Origin of the sequence: uncultured Rikenella sp. (assembly GCF_948810725.1) — a bacterium.
In the GTDB taxonomy this organism is placed as follows: Bacteria; Bacteroidota; Bacteroidia; order Bacteroidales; family Rikenellaceae; genus Rikenella.
In genome coordinates this window covers 1-16,961 of sequence record NZ_CAQIVA010000014.1, presented here as the reverse complement: position 1 = coordinate 16,961, position 16,961 = coordinate 1, and the positions used below count along the sequence as shown (strand labels likewise).

The following is a 16,961-nucleotide window of genomic DNA, read 5'->3' as shown; positions in this document are numbered from 1 at the left end:
GCCGATTCCGGACGACTCTTTTTTGAGGCGGAGCGAAGCCGGCGAGGTGGTCGCTGCCGCTATTCGCATAAAAACAGACCCGAACTCAACCCATTGAATCGAAAACCGTTATGAGAACATACGATCACGTCGGAATACCGACCTCCACGCCGAAACCCGGCGAAGTATACAACGAAGGGATGAAAGTCTGGCTGACCGACTTCGCGCAGAGCCCCAATCGCATCGAGTGGCTGCGGTTCGACGCCGACTCGTGGATGCCGGAACTGATCCGGACGACCACTCATTTGGCTTACCGGGTGACCGATCCCGAAGCGGAGATGGCCGGCAAAAAGGTCTTGCTGCCTCCGACCGATTGCGGGGGAGGCAACTGGATCGCCTTTGTTGAAGAGGAGGGGATCGCCATCGAACTCATGTGGCAGGCTTAAATGAATGAGGTTTTAACAGACAGAATATTCCATACGATGAATAAATTCATAAACTCTACCGAAAATATTACCGCCGAATTGTTGGAGGGGTACACTATGGCCTTTGCCGACACGGTGAAACTCGGCGCCGAAAATATCGTAGTGCGCACCCATCCGAAAGCGGAGGATAAAGTGGCCATCGTCGCTTTCGGCGGGTCGGGACACGAACCGGCCGTGAGCGGATTCGTGGGCGAAGGGATGCTCGATGCTTCAGTGGTGGGCGATATCTTCGCCGCACCGGGAGCGCAGCGGTTGTTCCAGGCCTTGCAGATGTTCAAGCGTGATGCCGGGATTTTGCTCCTGATCCTCAACCACTCGGGGGACGTGATGAGCGGTAATATGGCCAAGCAGCTCGCCGAACGGATGGGGATCAAAGTCAAATCGATTATGACCCACGACGACATTTCTGCCGGACTGGATGCGGCGGACGAAGATCGGCGGGGGCTGGCGGGAGCGATACCTATGTATAAGATCCTCGGCGCTGCGGCAGAACAGGGGAAATCCTTGGACGAATTGATCGAGATCGGCGAACGGTTCAACAAGCAGATCGCCACGCTGGCGGTGGCGATGCGCGCCTGCACCCATCCGCAGAACGGAGCGACCATTACCGAGCTTCCGGAAGGGATGATGCAGATCGGGATGGGACAGCACGGCGAGGCTGGACAGGGGGGGAATGAACCTCTGGTGTCGGCGGATGCTACGGCGGAATTTATGGTCGGCCAGCTGATGAAAAAGCTCGATTTGAAGGAGGGAGATAACGTGTTGTTGTATATCAACGGCGTGGGTTCCACGACGTTGATGGAGCAATTCATCGTCTACCGGGCTGCGGCAAAGAAACTGGCAGCGGCGGGGATTACCGTGGCTGACGGGTTTGCCGGCGAGTTGCTTACCGTCCAGGAACAGGCCGGGTTCCAGATGATTCTCGGCAAACTGGATGCCGACCACCTCGACCTGCTCAAGAACTATAAGGCGGATGCGCCGTACTGGAAACGGTTCGGGAAGTAATCCATACATATTGTAAATCAGAGACTATGAGGCAGAAACTAACGATACCCGATTTTCAGAAGATGATTCGGCGCGCGTTGACCGATGTGACGGCGCGGGCGGGCGAATTCAGCGAACTCGATGCCGTGATCGGCGACGGGGATCATGGCGAAGCGATTGTCACGGCTTTGAACGCGATCGCCCGGGTGGCCGGCGCCGATGATGCGGCGGGGAAGGATTTCAAAGTGCTCTTGGCGGATATGGGCTTCGGCGTGATGCTCGAAACCAGCGGGTCGACTTCTACTTTGTTGGGCGGCTTGCTGCTCGGGATGAGCGACGGGGTGCCGGCAGGTTTGTCGGCGTTGGATGCTGCGCAGGTCAAAGCCATGTTCCGTGGCGGGTTGGAAGGTGTGCAGAAGAACACCAAAGCCATGCCGGGGGACAAGACCATGATGGACGCCTTGTATCCCGCAGTCACAGCGATGCAGGAATGCGCTTCCGACGATATCGTCGCAGTGCTGAAGGCAGGTGCCGAGGCCGCTCAGAAAGGCGCCGAGGCCACTGTGCAGATGAAAGCCAACTTCGGGCGAGCAAGGAACTACGGCGAGAAGTCGGTGGGGCATGCGGATAGCGGGGCTTCCTCGTGGGCCTGCATGTTCGGCGCCTTTGCCGCGGCGGTGGGGGAATAGGATTCCTCCGCTCCTCGAAAATCATTTTATAAACCGAAAACAGAAAAAACAGAGAAGATAATGGCAGATATGGATGGTATCCTTGAGAACAAGGATAAAGACTACGGCATCGGGATTCCGGTACAGGGACAGAACTACTTCGTGAAGGGGGCCGACAACCTCGACTGGGGGATGAAAGACCGCCTCTCCAGAATATTCCGGCCGAGTACGGGACGGACCGTGATGCTCGCGTTCGACCACGGATATATCATGGGGCCGACCTCGGGGCTGGAACGGCTCGACCTCAATATCGTGCCGCTGATTCAGTATGCCGACTCGCTGATGTGTACCCGCGGGTCGCTCAGAGCAGTGGTGCCGCCGACATTCAACAAAGGGATTTGTTTGCGCTACTCGGCCGGGTCGTCGATCCTGACCGACTTGAACAACGAGTGCGTTTTGGATCCGGTAGACGCCGTGCGGGTCAACGCTTCGGCGATGGCGGTGATGGTCGCTATGGGGAACGACAAGTTCGAGGCCAAGACCATCGAAAACCTCGTCCGGACGGCGGATGCAGGGTACAAGTACGGCATTCCGACCATGGGGGTGACCGCTGTCGGGAAAGATATGGTACGGGATTCCAAATACTTCGGTTTGGCATCGCGCGTGTGTGCGGAGAACGGAGCCAATATCGTGAAGACCTACTACTGCGACGGGTTTGCCAAGGTGGTCAATGCTTGCCAGGTGCCGATCGTGATTGCCGGCGGCAAGAAACTCGAAGAAAAAGAGGCGTTGGAACTCTGCTACAAAGCGATCAACGACGGAGCTATGGGGGTCGATATGGGTCGGAACGTCTTCCAGTCGGCCAATCCGGCAGCCATGATTCAGGCCGTGAGCGCTGTGGTGCACGACGGCTTGACCCCGGAACAAGGTTTCGAAATGTATAACGACCTCTCTAAGTAATAGACTTTTCGTATGAAACGTTTTATTCATAAAATATCCGTTCATTCGAAGGGGATGGCTTTGGGGGCGGCGCTTTGTGCGGTGGCCGGGTTGAGCGCCTGCGGGCCCAAACCGGTGCAGGACAAGATCCTGATCGCGGGATCGTACTGGGACACCATCGCCGTCGTCAATCGCAGCGCGGGGAATACCATCGAGTGGAAATACGGCTTGCCGAAAGGGGCGGAGTGCAATAGCGTCGAGATTATTCCCGGGACGGGCGACGTGCTGCTCTCTTATAAGAACGGCGCGCGCGTCGTGAAGCGGGATTCCGTTAATGGAGGGGGGACGATCGTCTGGGACTATACCGATGTGGCGCCGGGCGAAGAGTTGCAGACCGCGACCAGACTGCCGGACGGGGGATACCTGCTCGGAATCTGCGGCACCCCGGCCCGGTTTGTCGAACTGGACTCCACGGGGCTCAACGTGCGGCGCGAAGTGCAGTATGATTTGGGGATCGGCGACGCACACTCCCAGTTCCGGCGCATGGTCAAGGCGCGGAACGGGAACTACCTCGTGCCGATTATTACCAACGGGAAACTCTTGGAAATCAAGGACGACACGACTTTAGTTGCGGAACTTAACCTGGGTGGAAATCCTTTCTCCGTACAGGAGTTGCCCAACGGGAATCTCCTGGTGGGATTGGGCGATGCCCATTGCGCGCTCGAAGTCGATCGCTCGATCGGCGGACTCGTCCGGAGGATCGATGCCCCGGCGGGAGTGATCTTCAACTTTGTCGGACAGGCACAACTGATGCCGGGAGGTAAAGTCATGGTTGCCAATTGGCAAGGACATGCACCGGCAGATAAACGCGATACGCCGCAGTTGGTCGAAGTCGATCTGGGGAAAGGGACGCCGCTCGTGTGGAGCTATGACGGACGGAAAGATGGAGTACGGCTGGTTTCGGCCTTTTTCCCATTCAAAGAGTAGTGGGACAGGGGGAGCGAAGAGAATGATCGGTTCATGCAGAGAACGGTCGGGCCGCGTGGCGGCTCCGGCCTTTACTGCCATAAAAAAGGAATACTAACACCAAACCATACAATGATTAAACGAAGAATTTTTACGGCCGGTTTGTGGTTCGCTTTGGCTGTCGCAGTTCCTGTGACAGTGGGCGCGGCGACCGTTCTGGCTTCGCGGCCTGCACTGCCCGCGTCGGCTAAAAAAACGATCGGCAAAAAGCAGGGACAGACCGACAACTGGCTGCACCAGGCTTTGGCCGCTAAAGCTAAGATTGCTGCCGAATCGCCGGCAGGATTGCCGTTCGTATCGACCGAATACCGGCGCGGGACGGCTCCGGGGAAAGTCTCCGTAGACCTGACGGGATTGCAAGAGATCTCGCTGGTCACCTGGGCGACCCCGGACGGGAACGACTACGACCATGCCGTTTGGGCCGACGGTCGGTTTACCCGGAAAGACGGCACCGTGGTGCGGCTGACCGACATGAAACCCTCCGTGAAACGGATCGCAGGTAACTGGACGACCGTCGATAAAAACTTCAACGGCAGCAAGTTGAAGATTGCCGGAAAGGTCTACGACCATGGGATGATCGCCCATGCCAACAGCTTGATGACCTTCCCGTTGAACGGCGAATACACCCGGTTCGACGCTGAATTCGGGATCGACGACGGATCAGCCGGCGGGAGCGCCATTTTCAAAGTGATGGTCGATAACGGACGGAAAGAGGCCAAGGCGCTGGTCGCTGCGTGTCCGGAGGTGGAGACCAAACTCGGCGCCTTTATCGGCGCCCCGATCGAAGACTGGCTCACCTCGCCCGGGACGGCGCTGGAACAGGCTGCCGTGATGAAGACCGTGAGCTTGCTGGACAAACCGGCTTACTTCAACGACCGCATTGCCGCGTTGGAAGCCGAGCCGGATATGGCGAAACGCATCCTCGGCTATATGGATCTCGCCAAGCAGGCAGAGGTTGTGCTGAACTTGCAGAACCAACTCGCATGGCTCGACATTCCGGCCATTGGCAAAGCCTTGGCCGATATGAAGACCATGCCGGGATTCGACACGAAGAAATATGCGGATGATTATGCCCGCCTCCAGACCATTGCTGCCGGAGGATTCGACGGCATTTACCGGTTCGATCAGGCTGCCATGGCGCGTGCTACGGAGGCGATCGGGCTGAAACGTGACATTCTGTTGGCCAATCCGCTTTTGGACATGGACAAGATCGTCGTGACCAAATACGAACTCGGCGGCGATGCGCGCTACGTGATGGCGCCGTCGCTCGGGACACAACCCAACAACTGGTCGAACCAGTACTCCGGCGCTCGGGGCGGTTTCGACGCCTCCATCGTCGAACTCTCGAATTTGCGCGGCGGGAAACTCAAAGAGAGAGTCATTTACAAACCCAAGAGCGACGCGCCGGTTACGGACGTGCATATGCACTGGGACGCCGACCGGATGCTCTTTACCTCGGTGGACTCGGCCCGGCGGTGGCACGTCTTCGAAGTGAACACCGACGGGACGGGCCTGAAGAACGTCACCGCGGCCATTCCCGAACCCGACGTCGAATTTGCCGACGGGGCATACTTGCCGGACGGGCGGATGATTATCAATACCACGCTGGGATACCATGGGGTGCCGTGTGTGGACGGGGCCGATGCCGTGGGGAACTTCGCCCTCTACGATCCGAAGAGCGGCAAACTGCGGCGCTTGACCTTTGACCAGGACAACAACTGGAACCCGACGGTGATGAACAACGGCCGGGTGATGTACACCCGGTGGGAATACACCGACCTGATCCACTACTTCTCGCGCTTCGTCATGCACATGAACCCGGACGGAACCGAGAACAAGAACCTGTACGGAAGCGGCTCGTACTTCCCGAACTCCACGTTCGACATGCAACCGCTGCCGGGGAGCTCCAGCGCCTTTATCGGCATTATCTCCGGACACCACGGGATTGCGCGCTCCGGACGGCTGATCATCTTCGACCCCGCCAAGTCGCGGAAAGAAGAGAAAGGGATGGTGCAGGAGATTCCGTTCAGCAGCCGGCCTATCGAACCGATCATCAAGGATGAGATGGTGAACGGCGTCTGGCCGCAGTTCATGAAACCGCAGCCGCTGAGCGACAAATACTTCCTCGTGACCGCTAAACTCTCGCCGACATCGCTGTGGGGGATCTACCTCGTCGACATCTACGACAACGTCACCCTGCTCGCAGAGAGCGAAGGGGAAGGGTATGTGAATGCCATTCCGGTGGTGAAGAAAGTGACCCCGCCGGTGATTCCCGATAAAGTCAACCTCGACAGTAAGGAAGCCACCGTCTTCATTCAGGACATCTACGAAGGCGAAGGGCTGCCCGGCGTGCCCCGCGGGACGGTCAAGAAGCTGAGAATCCTGGCCTATGAATACGCCTATCGGGACTCCCCCTCGAACCACTCTGCACAGGGGATTCAGTCCGGGTGGGACATCAAACGACTGCTCGGCGAAGTGCCTGTCGAAGAGGACGGTTCAGCCATCTTTACCATTCCGGCCAATACCCCGATTTCGCTGCAACCCCTCGACTCGCTCGGACGCGCTATCCAGTGGATGCGCAGCTGGTTCGTCGGGATGCCGGGCGAAACGGTATCGTGCGTCGGATGTCACGAAGATCAGAACCTGATGCCCATTCCGAAACGAACCATCGCTTCGGCCAAGAAACCCGCTAAGATCGAAGTGCCGGAGGGCGGCGTGCGGCCGTTCACCTTCGAACTCGAAATCCAGCCCATTCTGGATCGCGCTTGCGTGGCATGCCACAATAACGAAAACGCGGCCGGAGGGAAGAACTTTACCGGCGGACGCTTCAACAACCTCTATAAGTTCAGCGACAGCTATCTCGATTTCCACCCCTACTTCTATCGTCAGGGGCCGGAAGCGGATATGTACGTCCTCGTGCCGTACGAGTTCAACGCCTCCAACAGCGAGATGGTGCAGATGCTCGAAAACGGCCACCACGGCGTGAAACTCACCGACAAGGAGTGGAAGACCCTCTACAACTGGATCGACTTCAACACCCCGTATCACAGCGGATTCTTCGACGTGCGGGATTTGAAAGTCGGCCAACACGGTTACGACCAGATCCAACGGCGGAAAGAGCTTGCCGACAAGTATGCAAATGGGTCGGCCGTGGATTGGCAGCAGGAGATTCGCGACTACGCCGCCCAGCTCGAAGCTCAGCCGAAAGCCGAACCGGTTATGCCGGCACAGGAGGCTGAAGCTAAAGTGAAAGATATCAAGGTGAAAGGTTGGCCGTTTACGGCAGACGAAGCTCGGGCGATGGTCGGCGACGACAATAAGCAGAGCGTCGAAGTGGCGCCGGGGATTACGATGAATTTCGTTCGGATTCCGGCCGGGACTTTCGTGATGGGGGCAGACAACGGCATTGCTGCGCCGAAATCGAAAGTGAAGATCGACAAACCGTTCTGGATGGGCGAAATCGAAGTCAGCAACGAACAATTCCGCGCCATCTTCCCGGAACACGACAACCGCCTGATCGGTCAGCACTGGAAAGACCACACCGGGCCGAACTACCTGGTGAACGAAGACTGGCGTCCGGCGATCCGCATCAGCTGGGAACAGGCCATGGAGTATTGCCGCAAGCTCAGCGAAGCGACCGGGCTGAAGATCACCTTGCCTACGGAGGCGCAGTGGGAATGGGCTGCCCGTGCCGGAGCCGAGGGCGACAACTGGTGGGGAGCGGATACCGACTTCTCCGCCTATGAAAACCTGGCCGATAAACAGTTGCAAAAGATGGCCGTGAGCGGCGTCGATCCGCAGCCGATGAATCCGAACAGTCCGGTATTCAAATACTGGGACTTCCTGCCCAAGGACGCTTCGGTAGACGACGGCAATATGCTGCTCGGCAAGAGCGGCTCGTACAAACCGAATGCATGGGGGTTGTACGACATGCAGGGGAACGTCGCCGAGTGGACACGGTCAGACTATCGACCCTATCCGTACAAAGCGAAAGCCGATGCGACCAACGTGTCGAATGCCGAGAAAGTGGTTCGCGGCGGTTCGTGGATCGACCGGACGAAGAACGCCAGCCTTTCGACGCGGCGTCACTTCCTGCCGTGGCAACCGGTTCGGAACGTCGGTTTCCGCGTGATTATCGAAGAGTAGGCGGGGGAGGAGAGAAGGGCGTGCTGCTGTGTTTTGCCATGCAAGTACGGCCTCTCTTCCCCAGTTTGTAGAAGGATCGAACCGGGATTTCAGCCTTTTGGCGGTTGGAATCCCGGTTTTGTGTACCTCGGCTCGTGCCGTTTAGAGATATATTCGCCCCGCATAAAGAGGGAAATCGTCAAAACTCGCTTGCGTGTTTTGACAAGATTTCCCCCGGCGCGCGGACAAAGAGCGGTGCGAGGAATTGGGCCGAGGCTGCCGTAGCGAAACGCAAGTTTCGCCCGTCCACGGGACGTGGGGCCCGCGCGGCCCGAGCGCAGTCCCCTCCTGTAGCCAGAGACGCGCGCCACGCCTAAAGGAGCGATTCAACTATTTCGGCTTACTGCCGAAATAGAATGAGTCGCGCAGGCGCGCGAATAAAGTTCTCCCGCGCGCGATCGCTGAAGTAGGAAATCATTCAAACGCGTAGTTCGCGTTTGAATAAGATTTCCGCCAGCGCGCGGACAGAGAACGGAGGTAGAGGCTGGCAGTGGAAATGCGTCAGCATTTCCCGTCCACGGGACGTGGGGCCCGCGCGGCCCGAGCGCAGTACCCTCCTGTCGAACAGACGCGCGCCACGCCTAAAGAAGCGATTCAGCGATTTCGGCGGTAAGCCGAATATAGATGAATCGCGCAGGCGCGCGAACAAAGGATTGGGAAAAGACGCTTCAAAGCCTATCCGCGCGCCACGCCTTAGGAGGGAAATCGTCAAAATGTGCTGGCACGTTTTGACTGGATTTCCCAAGGCGTGCGAACGAAGAATGGGGGTAGAGGCGCCAATAAAACACCCGAAGGACACCCGACGCAGAACAGTGCGTGAAAATTCGGCAGGCAATAGACAGACCCACGAAGCCCCCTTGGTCTGACTTTACGCGGGACGCCACCACGCCGTTAAATGGGACTTTCCCGTACTACTCGGATGGGGTTCCTGGAGAGTCTTATGGCTCAGGCCATTACAAGGCTACTAACGGTCGTCTCTACAAGGTAAGCACCTCTGGCGCGGGAACCCCGCTCGCCTGGTACCCCGCCCCGGGCTTCCGCAATCGTGCGGATGGCGTGCAGCGTGGCGTCGGCAACGAGGGTACGGTCTGGTCTGCGTCGGTGCCCGACGGCAGCACGGGCGCCTGGCGTTTGTTGTTCGATGCGACGCGCATGAATCCTTCGCATGCGGACAATCGCGGCCTCGGTTTTCAGTTGCGTTGCCTCTTGCAGAAGAAAAGGCGCAGATAGGGCCTGTTCATCCAAAACAGCGTTCCATGAAAAAGAAAAATAGTTTGAAAACAGATAAAATCATCGTGGCCGGCCCGTGCAGCGCCGAGAGCCGCGAACAGGTGTTGCGCACCGCCGCAGAGCTGGCGGAGCACGGTATCGTCGCCTATCGGGCCGGGTTGTGGAAACCCAGAACCCGGCCCGGCGGTTTCGAAGGCGTCGGCCAAGAGGGGATCGAATGGCTGGCCGAAGTGCGACGCACATACGGCATGCGAGTGGCGACCGAACTGCCCGGTGCCGCTTTCGTAGAACCCCTGTTGCGCAGCGGAATCGACATCCTCTGGATCGGCGCGCGTACCGTCACCAGTCCGTTCGATATGCGACAGATCGCCGATGCCTTGCGCGGCTGTGCCGTCGATCTGTACGTCAAAAACCCCATCGCACCCGATGCCTCCTTGTGGCTCGGCGCTGTCGAACGGCTCGAAATGGCTGGTATACAGGGCCGAATAGTCGCTATCCATCGCGGATTCCGTACCGGTCGCGAAGACATTTTCCGGAACGAACCGTTGTGGCGAATCCCTTTATGGCTTCGCGAACAGCGTCCTGAATTGCCCATCGTGTGCGACCCCAGCCACATTGCCGGTCGGGCCGATCTGGTGCCCGTAGTCGCCCGCACCGCTATGACGCTGGGGCTCGACGGGCTGTTCGTCGAATCCCACTGTGAGCCGAACCGCGCGCTGACCGACGCGGCCCAGCAGCTGACCCCGGAAGAGACGGGGCGGCTGCTCCGTGAACTTGAACTCGGATCGACTCGGTAAATTATTGTGTATGAAAAAGATACTTCGAATACTCTGTTCCTATCCGGCCATGGCCATTTTGCTCGGGGTGTATGCCGTGGTGCTGGCCGTCGCCACTTTCGTCGAGAATCGTTACGGGACGCCCGTCGCGCAACGGTGGATCTATCACCATCCGGTTTTTTATCTCCTGCAACTGTTGCTGGCGGTCAATTTTATCGGAATCGCGATCCGGCAACGCTGGGTGCAGCAACGGAAATGGGCCGTGCTGTGCTTTCATGCCGCTTTTGTCGTGATTCTGTTGGGCGCATTCGTCACCCGGCTGACCGGGCGCGAAGGGGTGATGCACATTCGCGAAGGGGAACGCTCCGCCGAGCTGCTCGATCCGACGAATCCGAGCCGCGTGGTCGAGACCCTGCCTTTCAGCGTTGAACTCCGCGATTTCCGCCTCGTGCGCTATCCGGGCTCCCACAGCCCTTCGTCGTTCGAAAGCGACGTCGTCGTCCGGCAGTCCGGACGGCCCGAGCGCGCGGCCAATATCTACATGAACAACGTGCTGCACATAGGGCCTTACCGGCTCTATCAGTCCAGTTACGACCCCGACGAACGCGGAACGGTGCTGATCGTGAACCGCGACCGGATCGGAACCTGGATCACCTACAGCGGGTATATTCTCTTGATCGGCGGTATGGTCGTGGCCTTGTTCGGGCGTCGTTCCCGGTTCCGCACCCTCGGGCGGATGCTGAAACAGACCGCCATACCGGTCGTCGGGCTGATGTTCGCGCTCGTCGCCTCGCCGGTTCGGGCGCAGGAGCGGGTCGATACGATGACCGTTTCGCAGTTGGAGGAGCAGAGCCGGCGCCAGATGGAGCGTATCGAGCGGGAACGTCCGGTCGGCGGGGCGGAGGAGTCGGCGGAACGGCGCACGACGGTGGATCGTCGGCGCGAGAAGAAGATGGCGCCGGTGTATGCGGTCGAATATGCCGTGTCGCCCCGGACGGCGCAGGCGTTCGGACGCCTGATGGTGCAGAGCGGGACGGGACGTATCCAACCGGTGGATACCTATGCTGCCGAGATCTGGCGGAAGATATCGCGCGACAAGCGATACGGGGAGCTGAATGCCGACCAGGTGCTTTTGGGGCTTCTGACCCAGCCGCAGATATGGAGTCGGGTGCCGATGATCGACGTGGGGAGCGAAGCGCTTCTGCGGCAGACCGGCATCGACGAGGAGCAGGCGGCCAAGGGGCGGTTGGCCTTTATCGATGTGCTGGACGACGAGGGCAACTATATTTTTGCGGACGAAATCGAACGTGTTTATGCCAAACCGGTGCGCGAACGGAACAAGTACGACAAAGAGTTGCTCAAACTGGACGAGAAGATCAATATCCTGAACGCGTTGTTTGCCGGTCGGATGGTGGCGATCTTTCCTCCGGCCTCGGTTTCGACGGACGGGGCGTGGTATGCGCCGGGCGACGACTTGAGCGCGTTTCGTGACCGCGATTCGATGTTTGTCAGCCGGATTTTCCCGTGGTTCGCCACCGAGGCGGTGCAGTCGGCCGAGACGGGCGACTGGACGACGCCGGACGAGATTGTCGGTATGATAGCTACGTACCAGGAGAAAAAGGCGGCTACGCTGGATATCTCTCCGCGTCGGATCGAGGCCGAAATGCTCTACAATCGACTCGATCTGTTCAAGTGGGCGGGTTTCGGGTATATGGGATTCGGTCTTGCGCTGATGCTGATTTCGATGCTCGGTTGGGCCCGGCCGTCGAAGGGGTGGCGCGTGGCGGGAGGCGTGGTGGTCGGGATTATCGGACTTCTTTTTCTCGCCCAGACGGCGGGAGTGGGACTCCGGTGGTATATTGCGGGTCGTCCGCCGGTTTCGAATGCCTACGAGTCGATGATTTTCGTGTCGTGGGCGACGGCGATCGCGGGATTGGCGTTCGGTTGGCGGTCGGGAATCACGCTGGCGGCGGCGACTTTTCTGTCGGGCGTGCTGATGTTCGTTTCGACGCTCAACTGGATGGATCCCGAGATTACGCCGCTGGTTCCGGTGCTGAAATCGCCGTGGTTGCTGATCCATGTGGCGGCGATTACGGGGAGTTATGGATTTTTCGGTATCGGATTCCTGCTGGGGCTGGTTTCGCTGACGGCGATGGCGTGCCGGACGGAGCGCAATGCGGCGGTGGTCGATCTTCAGGTGCGTCGACTGACGGCGATCAACGAGATGAGTCTCATTGTCGGTCTGGTGTTGTTGACGGCGGGGACGTTCCTGGGAGCGGTATGGGCCAATGAGTCTTGGGGACGTTATTGGGGATGGGATCCGAAGGAGACGTGGGCTTTGATTACGATGATGGTTTATGCGTTCATCCTGCATGCTCGGTTGGTGCCGGGGCTGCGACGAGGAGGCGTCTATCTCTTCAACGTGATGAGCATCATGGGGTTGGGTGCGGTGCTGATGACCTTTTTCGGGGTGAACTATTATTTGAGCGGGATGCACTCTTATGGGGGCGACTCGGCTCCTCCGGCGTTGTATATTATTTGGGTGGTTTACGGGCTGGCGACGGTCGTTGCGCTGTTGGCGTGGCGGAAACGCGTTGAGCATTGATGTCTCTCGTATACGGCTTGAGGACAGGGAGTTAGGGTGACTCTGCCGCGTTGGTTAAGGCAACGCGAAGCCAACGAGAACAGTTCTATTCGGGACAGTGCCTCGACTGCGCGCCACGCCTAAAGAGGGAAATCGTCAAAATGTGCTGGCACGTTTTGACAAGATTTCCCCAGGCGCGCGGACAAAGAACGGGGTAGAGGCTGCCATAGCGAAACGCAGTTTCGCCCGTCCACGGGACGTGGGGCCCGCGCGGCCTGAGCGCAGTCCCCTCTTGTGGGACAGACGCGCGCCGCGCCTTAAGAAGCGATTCAATCATTTCGGCAGTGAGCCGAAATAGTTGAATCGTGCAGGCGCGCGAAAAAGCGGCGGAGCGAAAGCGGAGCCGCAGTGAAGCGGACACGGGACGGAGAACTGGGCCGGGCTTGGGGCTGTGACAGTTCTTTGGGTTCGAAAACCGGTTGCGGTTTTCGAACCGCGCTGGGCCGAGCATGAGGCTTGGATTTGGGCGGTGAGTTGGGCTGTACTCTTGGCCAAGCTTTGAGCCGAGAGCGAAATAGCTAAGTCCCCGTGCCAACGGTCGGCCCGCAGCCCCCGGATGCGGAGGGTCGAAATACTCCGCTGACGCTCCGTCTTCGTTCTCCGCTGGCTGCGGCCGAAAATGAACTCGGCAACTTTTGCGACCTTTTGGTCGCGCGGGCCGGACGCCTCCCATCGGGCGGCCCGCAACACGCCGCTCCGCGTCGAGAGTTGCTGTCCCTCCCGGGCGTCCGACCGTAAAGTCAAATTGAAATAGGGTAGAGGTTGCCGGATATTTAGGGTAGACCCGGCCATCTTTCGCGTGCCTCTCGTCCCTGTTTATTCCGAGAGGCAACGCAACTGAAGACCATAGGCGCAGCTGTCGATGTGAACAGGATCGAGCATGCCGCATTCTAAGGCCAAATACATGCCCCGAATTGAACTGACCGTGGACGACCAGCTGTAACCGTTGCTGCCGACGGCCCACAACTCGCCCGTACTCCGAGTGCGGTAGCCCGGGGCGAAATTTGTGGAAACCGGCCTCAGAATCGGAGGTAAAAGTCCTGTGTCAGAGAGCGATATGCTTCCGTAAAATGTCCCTCCCCGTCTTCGATGCAAAGCTCCTCCCGAACGATTGCCTCCGGCTTCGGCCGCCGGAACGAAAACTCGATCGCCATCCGCTTCACCGGCTTGTGCGGCGTGCCCCGCACCTCAAGCATCCGATGCGCATACAACCCCCGTGCCGCAGCCTTCGCCACGAAGATCCCCGCCTCGTGGTACGGGAAAATCGCCGCGAACCGTCCGTTCTCACCCTCCAGCAGTTCCGATACCGCATCGATCAACTCGTCGTACGGCAACGCCTCCGCATGCCTTGCCGCCACCCTCGCCGCCGTCGGCTGCGTGGCTACTGCCGAGTGGTCGAAACCCCGGCGGAAATCAGTGCCAGCCATAAAATAAGGTGGATTCGAGACGATCAGATCGTATTTCGCCTCCCGATAGTTAGTCGCATAAGACTGAATAGCAGCATCGTATGCTCGCAAACGAGCCGCCCACGGAGAAGTTGCGAAATTGGCCTCCGCTTCGCGAGCAGCCTCCGAATCGACCTCAACCGCATCGATGACAGGCGGTTCCGCCTCCGTCGCAGTCCGTTGCGCCAACATCAACGCAATCACCCCCGTTCCCGTCCCGACGTCGAGCACCCGCCGCAAAGCACCCTCCAACGAGACCCACGCGCCGAGCAGCACCCCGTCCGTGCCCACCTTCATTGCCGCCCGCTCCTGCGTCACCGCGAACTGTTTGAATCGAAACGCGTTGGATTTCTGCATAGTCGTGGAAATCAGTCGATTCGCCTAATCTGAGCCCCCAGCGCATTGAGCCGCCCGTCGATGTCCTGATACCCGCGGTCGATCTGGTCGATGTTCTGGATCACGCTTTTTCCCTGCGCGCTCATCGCCGCAATCAATAAAGCCACCCCCGCCCGGATATCCGGTGAGGTCATCGTCGTTCCCCGCAACCGGATCGCATGGTCGTGCCCGATCACCGTCGCCCGGTGCGGGTCACACAGGATGATCTGCGCCCCCATGTCGATCAGTTTGTCGACAAAGAACAGCCGGCTTTCGAACATCTTCTGATGGATCAGCACCGACCCCTTGGCCTGCGTCGCCACCACGAGGAACACGCTCAGCAAGTCCGGCGTCAGCCCCGGCCACGGCGCATCCGCGATGGTCATGATCGAGCCGTCGATAAAGCTCTCTATTTCGTAGTGCTCCTGTTTCGGGATATAGATGTCGTCGCCCCGCTGTTCGAACCGGATACCCATCCGGGCGAACTGCTGCGGAATAATCCCCAGGTCGTCGTATGACACGTTCTGAATGGTCAGTTCCGAATGGGTCATGGCCGCCATCCCGATGAAACTTCCTACCTCGATCATGTCCGGCAGCATCGTATGTTCCGTCCCTCCCAGCGCATCGACCCCCTCGATCGTCAGCCGGTTCGAGGCGATGCCGCTGATGTGGGCCCCCATCCGCACCAGCATGCGGCAGAGTTGTTGCAAGTACGGCTCGCACGCCGCGTTATAGATGGTCGTCGTCCCCTGCGCCAGCACAGCCGCCATCACGATATTGGCCGTCCCTGTCACCGACGCCTCGTCCAGCAGCATATAAGCTCCCCGCAGCCGATGATCCGGCCCCGGAGCCCGCACGGTATAGAATTTCCGGTCGGTGTCGCAGTCGAACTCGGCGCCCAGTTTCTGGAACCCGATGAAATGGGTGTCCAGCCTCCTGCGTCCGATCTTGTCGCCTCCCGGTCGCGGCATGTAAGCCCGTCCGAACCGGGCCAGCAGCGGTCCGGTGATCATCACCGAACCCCGCAGCCGCGAAGCGGCCCGCCGGAATTCGTCGGTCTGGAGGTAATCGAGGTCGATGTGCTCGGCCCGGAAGCGATAGGCGCCCCGTTCCAGCCGCGTCACTTCGACCCCCATGGCACGCAGCAGGTCGATGAGTTGCAGCACGTCGATAATCTCCGGCACGTTCCGGACGGTGACCTCTTCCGGCGTCAGCAGCACGGCGCAAAGGATCTCCAGCGCTTCGTTTTTCGCTCCCTGAGGCTCGATCGAGCCGCTCAGCGGGCAGCCGCCCGTCACTTCGAATGTGGCCATATTCCTCGATTCTTGGTTTTGATGTGTCTAAAGTAATGAATTTTTCGGAAAGTCCGTCGGTTTTTCGGCCGGATTTAGAGGCGCGCCCGCCGTCGGAACTCCGCCAGCGCGACGGCTGTGGCCATCGCTACGTTGAGAGACTCGGAGGTCTCTCCGGCCGCCGTGGCCGGGAAGGGCGGAATGTAGAGCTTTTGGGTGACCTGTGCCGCCACGGCGGCCGAAATCCCTCGCCCTTCGTTTCCCATCACGAGCAGCCCGGGGACGTCTCCCTCTTGGGGCAGGTTGCAGCGGTAGATGTCGTCGCCCTCCAGAAACGTGCCGTAAACGGGTACTCCCGCCCGGGCCGCTTCGCAGAGCAACGGTTCGAGCGGCCCGTAGTGCATCCGCACGCGGAATATCGCTCCCATGGTGGCTTGCACGACTTTCGGATTCCAGCAGTCGGCGGTGCCGGGCGAGGCATAGACTGTCCGCACGCCGAACCAGTCGGCGAGGCGCAGGATCGTCCCTACGTTTCCCGGATCCTGCACGTCGTCCAGCACCAAGGCGAGTCCTTGCGGCATCCGGGAGTTCTTTGCGGCATTCCGGTCGGCGGGTATACCGGCCACGGCGAGCACGGGGGTAGGGGTGCGCAGAAACGAAATCCGCCCCATATCGGCAGCCGAAAGCTGCTCGCCGACGCGGTAGAGGGATTGCACGGCAAAGCCGGATGCGAGCAGCTCGCGGACCATCTTTTCGCCTTCGACGACGAATGCTCTTTCTTCCTCGCGTCCGGCTTTGTCGCCGAGCGATCGTATCCGTTTGATTTCTGCTTTTGTTAACATCTTTTTTAATCGTTCGTTTCCTGTGTCTACCCGGACGGAACCGTACCTTTTGACTTCGTCTTCCTCGTGCTACCTCGGCAAATCCCGCAAG

The 16,961-nt window shown here is 59.3% G+C and carries 12 protein-coding genes; 9 read left to right on the top strand and 3 right to left on the bottom strand.

All coding sequences use genetic code 11. The features are described 5' to 3' along the window. The first annotated feature begins 110 nt into the window (after positions 1-110). The 9 genes from Q9S52_RS05940 to ccsA all read left to right on the top strand — a co-directional run bounded on the left by Q9S52_RS05940 (position 111) and on the right by ccsA (position 12,877). Complete coding sequence (locus tag Q9S52_RS05940) at positions 111-425, top strand: VOC family protein (protein ID WP_297624523.1); 315 nt, start codon at positions 111-113, stop codon at positions 423-425. A 36-nt stretch (positions 426-461) separates the two neighbouring features. After that, positions 462-1,469 (top strand): dihydroxyacetone kinase subunit DhaK, encoded by a 1,008-nt coding sequence (locus Q9S52_RS05935; protein WP_297829816.1) that lies wholly within the window; start codon positions 462-464, stop codon positions 1,467-1,469. Between the two features lie 26 nt (positions 1,470-1,495). Beyond that, positions 1,496-2,137, top strand: coding sequence for a DAK2 domain-containing protein (locus Q9S52_RS05930; RefSeq protein WP_304708478.1), 642 nt, complete (start codon positions 1,496-1,498; stop codon positions 2,135-2,137). 60 nt (positions 2,138-2,197) lie between these two features. After that, positions 2,198-3,076 carry a 3-hydroxy-5-phosphonooxypentane-2,4-dione thiolase gene (gene lsrF / locus Q9S52_RS05925; RefSeq protein ID WP_294591539.1) on the top strand — a complete coding sequence of 293 codons (879 nt, stop codon included), beginning with the start codon at positions 2,198-2,200 and terminating at the stop codon, positions 3,074-3,076. A gap of 12 nt (positions 3,077-3,088) precedes the next feature. After that, positions 3,089-4,042, top strand: coding sequence for a hypothetical protein (locus Q9S52_RS05920; protein WP_304708477.1), 954 nt, complete (start codon positions 3,089-3,091; stop codon positions 4,040-4,042). Positions 4,043-4,153: 111 nt separating this feature from the next. After that, entirely contained in the window at positions 4,154-8,227 is a 4,074-nt protein-coding gene (locus Q9S52_RS05915) for an SUMF1/EgtB/PvdO family nonheme iron enzyme (protein WP_304708476.1), read from the top strand. A gap of 1,095 nt (positions 8,228-9,322) precedes the next feature. Next, complete coding sequence (locus Q9S52_RS05910; RefSeq protein ID WP_304708475.1) at positions 9,323-9,496, top strand: hypothetical protein; 174 nt, start codon at positions 9,323-9,325, stop codon at positions 9,494-9,496. A gap of 44 nt (positions 9,497-9,540) precedes the next feature. Continuing rightward, positions 9,541-10,293, top strand: a complete 753-nt coding sequence (locus Q9S52_RS05905) for a hypothetical protein (RefSeq protein ID WP_304708474.1) — start codon at positions 9,541-9,543, stop codon at positions 10,291-10,293. Between the two features lie 10 nt (positions 10,294-10,303). Next, the gene (ccsA, locus tag Q9S52_RS05900) at positions 10,304-12,877 is read left to right on the top strand and encodes a cytochrome c biogenesis protein CcsA (RefSeq protein ID WP_304708473.1); all 2,574 of its coding nucleotides are present in this window, start codon (positions 10,304-10,306) and stop codon (positions 12,875-12,877) included. Between the two features lie 1,058 nt (positions 12,878-13,935). Here the strand turns inward: ccsA and Q9S52_RS05895 are convergent. The 3 genes from Q9S52_RS05895 to Q9S52_RS05885 form a co-directional block, all read right to left on the bottom strand. Beyond that, positions 13,936-14,718 (bottom strand): tRNA1(Val) (adenine(37)-N6)-methyltransferase, encoded by a 783-nt coding sequence (locus Q9S52_RS05895; RefSeq protein ID WP_304708472.1) that lies wholly within the window; start codon positions 14,716-14,718, stop codon positions 13,936-13,938. An 11-nt stretch (positions 14,719-14,729) separates the two neighbouring features. After that, positions 14,730-16,049, bottom strand: a complete 1,320-nt coding sequence (gene murA, locus Q9S52_RS05890) for a UDP-N-acetylglucosamine 1-carboxyvinyltransferase (protein WP_297627842.1) — start codon at positions 16,047-16,049, stop codon at positions 14,730-14,732. Between the two features lie 74 nt (positions 16,050-16,123). After that, positions 16,124-16,870, bottom strand: coding sequence for an RNA methyltransferase (locus Q9S52_RS05885; protein ID WP_304708470.1), 747 nt, complete (start codon positions 16,868-16,870; stop codon positions 16,124-16,126). Between the last annotated feature and the right edge of the window lie 91 nt (positions 16,871-16,961).